General features: G+C 41.7%; 5 protein-coding genes. All 5 read left to right on the forward strand.

The window, feature by feature from the left end; all coding sequences use genetic code 11:
• The first annotated feature begins 68 nt into the window (after positions 1-68).
• The 5 genes from NEPTK9_RS07990 to tnpB all read left to right on the forward strand — a co-directional run bounded on the left by NEPTK9_RS07990 (position 69) and on the right by tnpB (position 10,079).
• Complete coding sequence (locus NEPTK9_RS07990; protein ID WP_194848310.1) at positions 69-590, forward strand: hypothetical protein; 522 nt, start codon at positions 69-71, stop codon at positions 588-590.
• 24 nt (positions 591-614) lie between these two features.
• The gene (locus tag NEPTK9_RS07995) at positions 615-4,880 is read left to right on the forward strand and encodes a HEAT repeat domain-containing protein (RefSeq protein WP_194848311.1); all 4,266 of its coding nucleotides are present in this window, start codon (positions 615-617) and stop codon (positions 4,878-4,880) included.
• 24 nt (positions 4,881-4,904) lie between these two features.
• Positions 4,905-9,371, forward strand: coding sequence for a HEAT repeat domain-containing protein (locus tag NEPTK9_RS08000; protein WP_194848312.1), 4,467 nt, complete (start codon positions 4,905-4,907; stop codon positions 9,369-9,371).
• A 166-nt stretch (positions 9,372-9,537) separates the two neighbouring features.
• Complete coding sequence (locus tag NEPTK9_RS08005; RefSeq protein ID WP_194848313.1) at positions 9,538-9,885, forward strand: hypothetical protein; 348 nt, start codon at positions 9,538-9,540, stop codon at positions 9,883-9,885.
• Positions 9,886-9,905: 20 nt separating this feature from the next.
• Positions 9,906-10,079: an IS66 family insertion sequence element accessory protein TnpB gene (tnpB, locus tag NEPTK9_RS10045; RefSeq protein WP_420887674.1), complete on the forward strand. Its 174-nt coding sequence runs from the start codon at positions 9,906-9,908 to the stop codon at positions 10,077-10,079.
• The last annotated feature ends 69 nt before the right edge of the window (positions 10,080-10,148 follow it).

A 10,148-nucleotide genomic window follows, 5' to 3' on the forward strand; every position in this document is an offset into this window, starting at 1 on the left:
GGAAAGAAGCACTCTCATATTTTGGGGTAGCCTATGAAGAAAGGCTCCCAACTTTGGGAGGCATCTAAATGGCGTTTACACAGTTTAATTTACAGTCTCTTTTTAAAGACTCTTCAGTAGATGGGTATGTTCGATGCCCTGCTGCTGAAGCGCTTGTAGAGTATCTAAAGTTAGGAGGAGATGGGGTAAAAGAGGTTGTGGAAGGGCTCTTTAAGTTTCTTAAAAACTCTTCATTTTGGTGTCATCGAGAATCTATTGCTCGAGCTCTTCGAAAGTCTAGCCCCCAGCAGTTAGCTAAAATGGTATCGGATACTCGTTCATTTAAGCTAGCTTTAGCTGTCTGCTATTTGACTCAAAAAGCACTTACGGTTTCTGAAAAAGAGATCACTATTAGCGATAATAGAACTAAAATACTTTTTCCTGCCGATAAGAATTACTTGAAATTAGTGGGCATTCAAAAGATCATTAATTCATTATATTCTTCCTTAGTTAATGGCATATTCGATCATTCTTGGCAAAACACCTCTTCAAGCAGCACAAGTTCAAGCTCTAGTACTTTTAATACATCGAAGTCCCATGATCGCTATTAAGGAAGATAAAACAAGGAGAACACAATGCAACCAATAGCCTCTAACAGTTCTTCATCAGACAAAAAGACTCTTGTCAGTGACGATCTCATTGAGTTTCGCAATAAAAACAGGCTGGTCATTAATCCAACCACAGTCACTATCGGAACTGCAAGTGTAGGGGGAGATATGAAATTTGCAGGTCAAGCTAATCAAGTAGATGCTCGAGTCAACAAAGTTAAAAACTCCACATTCGACCTAAAAGGGGCAAATGTTACCTTTCAAAATGTAGGGTCAAGCAATCAAGGTATTGAAAAAGTCACGCTAGGGACAAAAGAGGAGCTTGCCAAGCATCTTTCCTCTTTTTATAAAAAGCAGCAAGCAGTTGTTTACAAAATCAGGGGTAAGGGGGCCTGGCAAATCTCTATGCCTATCGAAGGAGTATACACTACCCTTACAATTATTGGAGAACAAGAGAAAAAAGAGAAGGACAATCTCAAAAAACTGTTCCAAGATAGGCGAATTTCGAGCCACGAGACCATCTTTGCCCCTAAAGAACCGATTAAGATGAAGGAGATTTTTGTCCGGGAAGAGCTAAAAAATGCAGATGAAAAGCGTGCGGTGATTCTTGGAGCTGCAGGGGTAGGCAAAAGTACTTTTTGCCAAATGGCAGCGATTAATGGACCAATGTTATGGTCTGACTTTGATGTGGTGTTTCTTATTAAGCTCCGAAACCTCTCTGGCAAAAAAAGAGGTCTCACCTATAGCTATCAAGACCTGATTGCGGAAGAAGGAGGCTTTTCCCTAAAGAACTATAAACATCTCCTTGATCAAAAGTCGCTTAGAAATAGAGCTCTCCTTATTTTAGATGGCTATGACGAGCTTCCAGAGACCTTTGAATGTGAAGGTGTCCAAAAGGCCTTTTTTAAGCTCAAGGAGCATTTTCCCCACATCCTCATCACCTCACGCCCCATGGATGTGGATATGGATGTTAAGGCAAGGCTAGAAATCGTTGGGTTTGATGAACCTAGTATCCAAGAATATATCGAGAAGTTTTATACAGCTTTGATCAAAAATTCAGACTTCACAAAACAAGACGCAGATGGGAAAATCTCAGCCTTAAAAAGCCAACTCAAAGCAAAGCCAATCGTCCATAGCTTTGCGCAGATTCCCATAAATCTCTCTCTTATCTGCGCTCTTTTTAAAGAAAACGAGAGCTTCCTGCACTCGGACACAGTCTCCATTTCCACCTTCTATATCGAGGCTGTTCGCTGGTTTTATAAACGGTATCAGCTTAGTCAGCTTCCCTCTCTTGCATCTGACATATTAAAGAAGCGTATTCGCAGGCAAAGAGACCCTCGATCAGACCGAGAGTCTAAGAAAACGATCGACCCCATAGCAAAGGCTTTAGAAGAAATTGCTTGGACAGCAATGAAAAAAAACACCCTATATCCGAGTGAGTCTTGCATTAACCAGGCTCTAGAAAAAAACAATATAAGCACTGATGATCTAACGAAAATTGGCCTTTTTAGTGCAGAAGATGATCACCCACAGTTTATCCATTTGACCTTTCAAGAGTTTTTTGCAGCCACTTACCTAGCTAACCTTTATATAAATAACCCATTACAAGCAACCAAGTATTTCAAAGCAATCAAGTTCGACCCCCGGTATACCCTCACCCTATGGATGGCTGCAGGGTACCTCTCCCACCAAGAAAAGAAAAAAGCTCTGAAGATTTTTTTCAATGATTTATTTGGAGACCCTCAAGATTTAGCAAGAGGATATGGGCTGATCCTTAAAGCTCGTTGCTTTGAGGAGTGCAAGTGTCCCAAAGAAATCCCTCAGCACAAAGCATTTATCGATGAAGCTGCTGAGTCTATCAAAGCAACTCCTGTTCAAGAAATGAACTTTCAGCTTTTAAACCAAAATGTCAGGCTTTTGCACCATCCCTCTATTATAAAAGCATTTCAGGAAAACATGACAAAAAAAGGAACACGACTAAAAGCTATATCTTTAATAGGCCGTCTTGTGCAAGAGAAATTACTCATCCCACATGAGATGATGCTGACGTTAAGTGAACTTGCTTTTAGTAGCGCTACTCAAGATGCTGCTATTAGAGTGATTCTACAAATAGTAAAAGGGGGAAGAGCCCTTCCAAAAAAGGGGATAGAGGTGCTCCTTAAAGTGCTTAAGGACTCTTCATTAAATGGGTACGCTCGAGGCGATGCTGCTGAAGCGCTTGGAGAGTATCTAAAGGTAGGAGGAGAAAAAGCAAAAGAGGTTGTGGAAGTGCTCCTTAAAGTGCTTAAAGACTCTTCATTAAATGGGTACGCTCGAAGCAATGCTGCTGAAGCGCTTGGAGAGTATCTAAAAGAGGGAGGAGAAAAAGCAAAAGAGGTTGTGGAAGTGCTCTTTAAAGTGCTTAAAGACTCTTCAGTAGACGGGTCCGTTCGAAGCAAGGCTGCTTATGTTATTATAGAGTATCTAAAAGTAGAAGGAGAAAAAGTAAAAGAGGTTGTGGAAGTGCTCCTTAAAGTGCTTAAAGACTCTTCAGTAGAGGGGTTCGTTCGAAGCAACGCTGCTTATGCGCTTGTAGGGTATCTAAAAGAGGGAGGAGAAAAAGTAAAAGAGGTTGTGGAAGTGCTCCTTAAAGTGCTTAAAGACTCTTCAGTAGAGGGGTTCGTTCGAAGCAACGCTGCTTATGCGCTTGGAGAGTATCTAAAATTAGGAGGAGAAAAAGTAAAAGAGGTTGTGGATGTGTTTCTTGAAGTTTTTAAAGACTCTTCAGTAGATGGGTCCATTCGACGCGCTGCTGCTTTTGCGCTTGGAGAGTATCTAAAAGGGGGAGGAGAAAAAGCAAAAGAGGTTGTAGAAGGGCTCCTTAAGGTGCTTAAAGACTCTTCAGTAGATTGGGAAGTTCGAAGCGTTGCTGCTTCTCCGCTTGGAGAGCATCTAAAAGAGGGAGGAGAAAAAGTAAAAGAGGTTGTGGATGTGCTTCTTGAAGTTCTTAAAGACTCTTCAGTAGAGAGGCTCACTCCACTCTATGCTGCTTCTGAGCTTGAAAGGTCTCTCCCCGAGCAGTTAGTTGATATGGTATTGGGTAATCGTTGGTCTGCTGCTTCTGCGCTTGGAGAGTATCTAAAAGGGGAAGGAGAAAAAGAAAAAGAAAAAGAGGTTGTGGATGTGTTCCTTAAACTTCATAAATTTCTTAAAGACTGTTCAGTAAAGGGGTACGCTCTACGCAATGTTGCTTATACTCTTGGAGAGTATCTAAAGTTAGGAGGAGAAAAAGCAAAAGAGGTTGTGGAAGGGCTCCTTAAAGTTCTTAAAGACTCTTCAGTAAAGGGGGCCGGTCGAAGCAATGCTGCTTATGCGCTTGGAGAGTATCTAAAAGGGGGAGGAGAAAAAGTAAAAGAGGTTGTGGCAGGGCTCCTTAAAGTTTTTAAAGACTCTTCAGTAGATTGGAAAGTTAGAAGCGCTGCTGCTTATGCTCTTGGACAGTATCTAAAAGGGGAAGGAGAAAAAGAAAAAGAAAAAGAGGTTGTGGATGTGCTTCTTAAAGTTTTTAAAGGCTCTTCAGTAGATGAGTCCGTTCGACGTGCTGCTGCTTATGCGCTTGGAGAGTATCTAAAGTTAGGAGGAGAAAAAGTAAAAGAGGTTGTGGGTGTGCTCCTTAAAGTTTTTAAAAACTCTTCAGTAGATTGGTCCGTTCGATGCGATGCTGCTTCTGCGCTTGGAGAGTATCTAAAACTTGCACTTTTCCCCGTGGCTTGCTACGAGTTGAGGCCCGGCTCAAATTGCACCAAAGCGCAGCCGTCCCGAAGGGAAAATTCCCGAAATACCCAGCGGCTTGCCGCAGGGATAGGGAATTTTAGGCCTGCGCAAATTTATTGGAAAGGAGAAAAAGTAAAAGAAGTGGTAGAGGAGCTCCTTAAAGTTTTTAAAAACCATTCAGGAGATGAGAAAGTTCGAGACTCTGTTGCTCGAGCTCTTCGAAAGTCTAGCTCCCAGCAGTTAGCTAAAATGGTATCGGATACTCGTTCATTTAAGCTAGCTTTAGTTGTCTGCTATTTGACTCAAAAAGCGTTTACGGTTTCTGAAAAAGAAATCACTATTAGCGATAATAGAAATAAAATATCTTTTCCTGCTGATAAGAATTACTTGAAATTAGTGAACCTTCAAAAGATCATTAATTCATCATATTCTTCCTTAGTTAATGGCATATTCGATCATTCTTGGCAAAACACCTCTTCAAGCAGCACAAGTTCAAGCTCTAGTACTTTTAATACATCGAAGTCCCATGATCGCTATTAAGGAAGATAAAACAAGGAGAACACAATGCAACCAATAGCCTCTAACAGTTCTTCATCAGACAAAAAGACTCTTGTCAGTGACGATCTCATTGAGTTTCGCAATAAAAACAGGCTGGTCATTAATCCAACCACAGTCACTATCGGAACTGCAAGTGTAGGGGGAGATATGAAATTTGCAGGTCAAGCTAATCAAGTAGATGCTCGAGTCAACAAAGTTAAAAACTCCACATTCGACCTAAAAGGGGCAAATGTTACCTTTCAAAATGTAGGGTCAAGCAATCAAGGTATTGAAAAAGTCACGCTAGGGACAAAAGAGGAACTTACCAAGCATCTTTCCTCTTTTTATAAAAAGCAGCTGACAGAGGTTTATGAGATTAGAGAAAAAGGAGCATGGCAGATTTCTCTTCCCATTGAAGGGGTTTACACAAACCTTGCCATTATCGGGGAAAAAGAGAAAAAAGAACGCAATGATCCTAACGAGACATTTCAAGATAGGAGGATCCCTACCCATGAAACCCTTTTCAAGCCCAAAACGCCCATCGCTCCCAAGGACATTTTTAAGCACGAAAAGCTTAAAAATGCTTCCCAAAAAAGGGTTGTAATTTTTGGAGCTGCAGGAGTCGGAAAGACTACCTTTTGTCAGATGACAGCAATCAATGGAGCTGATCTATGGCCCGAGTTTGATGTGGTTTTTCTCGTTAGGCTCCGCAATCTTAACAGTGAAGCTTATCCTCCTAGGCAAGAGGGGTATACCCCCTACGATATCTTATGCAAAGAGTGTGGAATAAATTTAAAAAAATACCAACGCCTTCTAGAAAACCCAGATTTTAGAAAAAAGGCTCTTTTGATTTTCGATGGATATGATGAGCTTCCCAATGCAGTAGAAAATGGGCATTTGAAACAGGCCTTTGAGGGGCTCCATAGAGCAACTTTTGACACAGATCACCGCAAAAAGGCCCCCCTTTTTCCTCATATTATGGCAACCTCTCGTCCAGGAGGGGTTGGCATCCATTACATAAACGAAATGGAGATCGTGGGCTTTGATGAAAAAAATGTCCAGAGCTATGTCGAGAAATATTATGGACTTTTAGCTGACAATGACGAGCTCAGCAAAGAAAAGGAAAAAAGCAAAATCCAAAAGCTTAAAAAAGAGCTTGCAAATCGAACTCTTGTCCATAGTCTTGCTCAAATCCCCATTAATCTCGCCCTTATGTGCTCCATATTTAAAGAGGATGAGTCGATTTTTAAATCTGACAAAACTCTCTCGGTAACGACCTTTTATAACGAAGCTGTGAACTGGTTTTATAAGCGTTGCCAGCTCAGAGATCGACAAAAATACCAGAGCCTGACCTCGTCTTCAAATATTTGTGACCAAGAAAGTCCTCGCCTTACAAATCCAAAAATCGATTCCATCGCAAAAGTTCTCGAGGAAATTGCCTGGCAAGCCATGGAAGATAATATTCTATACCTTTCAAAAGCCAGGATTGAAAAAACCTTAAGCCGCTTCAAGCTCAATTACGGAGACTTAACAAGTTTGGGGTTATTCCCTATTGAAGGAGGAAGGCAAGGTAGAGGGCAGTTTATCCATTTAACCTTTCAAGAGTTCTTCGCAGCCACTTACCTAGCCAATATGTACATCAATGCTCCATCAAAGGCAACCGAGTGTTTCAAAAAGATCAAGTTCGATCCCCGGTATACGCTTACCCTTTGGATGGCTGCAGGGTACCTCTCCCATCAAGAAAAGAAAAAAGCTCTGAGAGCTTTTTTCAATGACCTATTCGGGGCCCCCGAAGATCTAGCAAGAGGATATGGGCTGATCCTTAAAGCGCGCTGCTTTGAGGAGTGCAAGTGCCCCGAGGAAATCCCTCATTACAAAGGATTTATCGATGAAGCTGTTGAATCTATCAAAGCGGCTCCTACTCAAGAAATGAACTTTCAGCTTTTAAACCGAAATGTGAGACTTTTGCGCCATCCCTCTATTATAAAAGCATTTGAAGAAAACATGACAAAAAAAGAAACACAAATAGAAACTATATCTTTAATAGGCCGTCTTGGGCAAGAGAAATTGCTCATCCCAAATGAGGTGATGCTGACGTTAAGTGAACTTGTTCTTAGTAGTGATGTTCGAAGGTATGCTATTGAATCTCTTTCACAGATAGTAAAAGGGGGAGGAGCCCTTCCAAAAAAGGGGATAAAGGGGCTCTTTAAAGTTCTTAAAGACTCTTCAATAGATTGGAACGTTCGAGGCGATGCTGCTAAAGCGCTTGGAGAGTATCTAAAGGTAGGAGGAGATGGGGTAAAAGAGGTTGTGGAAGGGCTCTTTAAAGTTCTTAAAGACTCTTCAATAGATTGGAACGTTCGAGGCGATGCTGCTAAAGCGCTTGGAGAGTATCTAAAGGTAGGAGGAGATGGGGTAAAAGAGGTTGTGGAAGGGCTCTTTAAAGTTCTTAAAGACTCTTCAATAGATTGGAACGTTCGATGCAATGCTGCTCTAGCTCTTGTAAAGTATTTAAAGGTAGGAGGAGATGGGCTAAAAGAGGTTGTGGAAGGGCTCCTTAAAGTTCTTAAAGACTCTTCAGTAGAGTGGCGCGTTCGACGCGATGTTGTTAAAGCTCTTGGAGAGTATCTAAAGGTAGGAGGAGATGGGGTAAAAGAGGTTGTGGAAGGACTCCTTAAAGTTCTTAAAGACTCTTCAGTAGATCGGTACGTTCGAGGCGCTTTTGCTGAAGCTCTTGTAGAGTATCTAAAGGTAGGAGGAGATGGGGTAAAAGAGGTTGTGGAAGGGCTCCTTAAAATTCTTAAAGACTCTTCAGTAGATCGGTACGTTCGAGGCGCTGCTGCTTTTGCGCTTGGAGAGTATTTAAAGGTAGGAGGAGATAGATTAAAAGAGGTTGTGGAAGGGCTCCTTAAAGTTCTTAAAGACTCTTCAGTAGATGGGTATGTTCGAGGCAGTGCTGCTAAAGCTCTTAGAGAGTATCTAAAGTTAGGAGGAGATGGGGTAAAAGAGGTTGTGGAAGTGCTCCTTAAAATTCTTAAAGACTCTTCAGTAGATGGGTCCGTTCGAGGCGCTGCTGCTACAGCTCTTGTAAAGTATCTAAAGGTAGGAGGAGATGGGGTAAAAGAGGTTGTGGAAGGGCTCCTTAAAATTCTTAAAGACTCTTCAGTAGATGGGTACGTTCGAGGCAATGCTGCTTATGCGCTTGTAGAGTATCTAAAAGAGGGAGGAGATGGGGTAAAAGAGGTTGTGGAAGGGCTCCTTAAAATTCTTAAAGACTCTTCAGTACATAGGTCCGTTCGACGCGATGCTGCTTTTGCGCTTGGAGAGTATTTAAATTTAGGAGGAGATGGGGTAAAAGAGGTTGTGGAAGGGCTCCTTAAAGTTCTTAAAGACTCTTCAGTAGATGGGTCCGTTCGACGCGATGTTGCTAAAGCTCTTGTAGAGTATCTAAAGGTAGGAGGAGATGGGGTAAAAGAGGTTGTGGAAGGGCTCCTTAAAGTTCTTAAAGACTCTTCAGTACAGGGGTTCGTTCGACGCTATGTTGCTAAAGCTCTTGGAGAGTATTTAAATTTAGGAGGAGATGGGGTAAAAGAGGTTGTGGAAGGGCTCCTTAAAGTTCTTAAAGACTCTTCAGTAGAGGGGCTCGTTCGAGGCGTTGCTGCTAAAGCTCTTAGAGAGTATCTAAAGGTAGGAGGAGATGGGGTAAAAGAGGTTGTGGAAGGGCTCCTTAAAGTTCTTAAAGACTCTTCAGTAGAGGGGTTCGTTCGAGACTGTGCTGCTAAAGCGCTTGGAGAGGTTAGTGCCCAGCAGTTAGCTAAAATGGTATCAGATACCCATTCATTTAAGCTGGCTTTAGATGTCTGCTATTTGACTCAAAAAGCGCTTACGGTTTCTAAAAAAGTGGTTACTATTAGCGATAATAGAGCTAAAATATCTTTTTCTACTGATGAGAATTATTTGAAGTTGATCGATCTCCAAAAGATTATTACTTCATCATATTCCTCCTTGTCTAATAGTATATTCGATCATTCTTTGCAAAACACCTCTTCAAGTAGCACAAGCTCTAGTGTTTTTAATGCATCCAAGGAGTCTGGAGGTAATCGTTTGCATTCTAAAGAGCTTAAGTTAAGTAGGTCTAACGATACCCCTTCAAGTTCCCATGCTTTATTAAAGGATAGAGAGAACACGACTGCTAAATCTTCCACTTTAACAGGAAAGTCTTTGGCTAAACCAAAAGTGCAAAAATCTGCTTTTCCCGCCATTAGGAGCAACGATAAGACAGTTTTAACAATCACAGCTCTGTTCGTCTGTGTGGTCTTTTTTGGACATAAGCTGCTCCAAAGCCGTGCAACAGAAAAATGGAAACCAAAGGTTTTAAAGGGGAGGAATGTTTTGTTTGCTTTGGCGGCTGTCCATAGTTGGGTCTATGTGGTGTTTAGGCAGCAGTTGAAGGGTTTTTACGATCCTGCAGCTTCGAAACTGGGTTTTAAGTAAGAGGTATCGAAACAACCTGTCTTGTGTGCTTAGCTCTTGGTGCATTGATGCCTTGTCATTAGGGCAAGGGCGATTTCTGGGTGTCCTTGCATAGAGCGTGCTTAACTAAGAAAGGTAAGGGTTGTTAAATTTATGGCATATTTTGATTCAAACCAAAGGATTTGCCATGAGTATCCCTTCTCTAGAAAGTGTCAAAGAGCGGTTAGCTGAGGCACGCCAAAATCGGTCATCTAGAAATAAGTTCCCGAAAGCTCTATGGGATGACATTTTCTTTCTGGCAAAAAGTCACTCAGTGGGCATTGTATCCAAAAAGCTGAACCTCACTCCAACCTTTTTAAGAAGGAAGATGAAAGAATCCCTAACTCAAGGGAAGCTAACATTTCAGGAAGTCAAGTTGCCACCTCCAGTAATTGAAAAGGTAACTATTAAGATTAGCTGCCCCAGATTAGACATTCAGATTGAGGGACCTATTGCTTGCATTGAGCCTTTAATGCCCATTCTTGGAGGGAAGTGATGCTCCAACTTTCTCCAACAATGAAGGTCTTTATCTGCCTACAACCGGTTGATTTCCGCAAAGGAATAGATGGACTTGCCGGGGTCTGCAGAAATCAGCTGGAGCTTAACCCAATGGATGGAATGGTTTTTGTTTTTAGGAATAAGAAAAGAACGACCCTAAAATGTTTTGCGTCAACTATTTTTGCCGGTTAGCGACAATTATCTTTGCCGCTTTACCTCTCTCAGATTAACTGCGTAATTTCTGTATAATCTGTTCCTGTT

This window comes from Candidatus Neptunochlamydia vexilliferae (genome assembly GCF_015356785.1).
Lineage (GTDB): Bacteria > Chlamydiota > Chlamydiia > Chlamydiales > Simkaniaceae > Neptunichlamydia > Neptunichlamydia vexilliferae.

Coding starts and splice junctions, on each gene's coding strand:
- NEPTK9_RS07995 (WP_194848311.1), top strand. CDS start 615: ATGCAACCAATAGCCTCTAACAGTTCTTCATCAGACAAAAAGACTCTT.
- tnpB (WP_420887674.1), top strand. CDS start 9,906: ATGAAGGTCTTTATCTGCCTACAACCGGTTGATTTCCGCAAAGGAATA.
- NEPTK9_RS07990 (WP_194848310.1), top strand. CDS start 69: ATGGCGTTTACACAGTTTAATTTACAGTCTCTTTTTAAAGACTCTTCA.
- NEPTK9_RS08005 (WP_194848313.1), top strand. CDS start 9,538: ATGAGTATCCCTTCTCTAGAAAGTGTCAAAGAGCGGTTAGCTGAGGCA.
- NEPTK9_RS08000 (WP_194848312.1), top strand. CDS start 4,905: ATGCAACCAATAGCCTCTAACAGTTCTTCATCAGACAAAAAGACTCTT.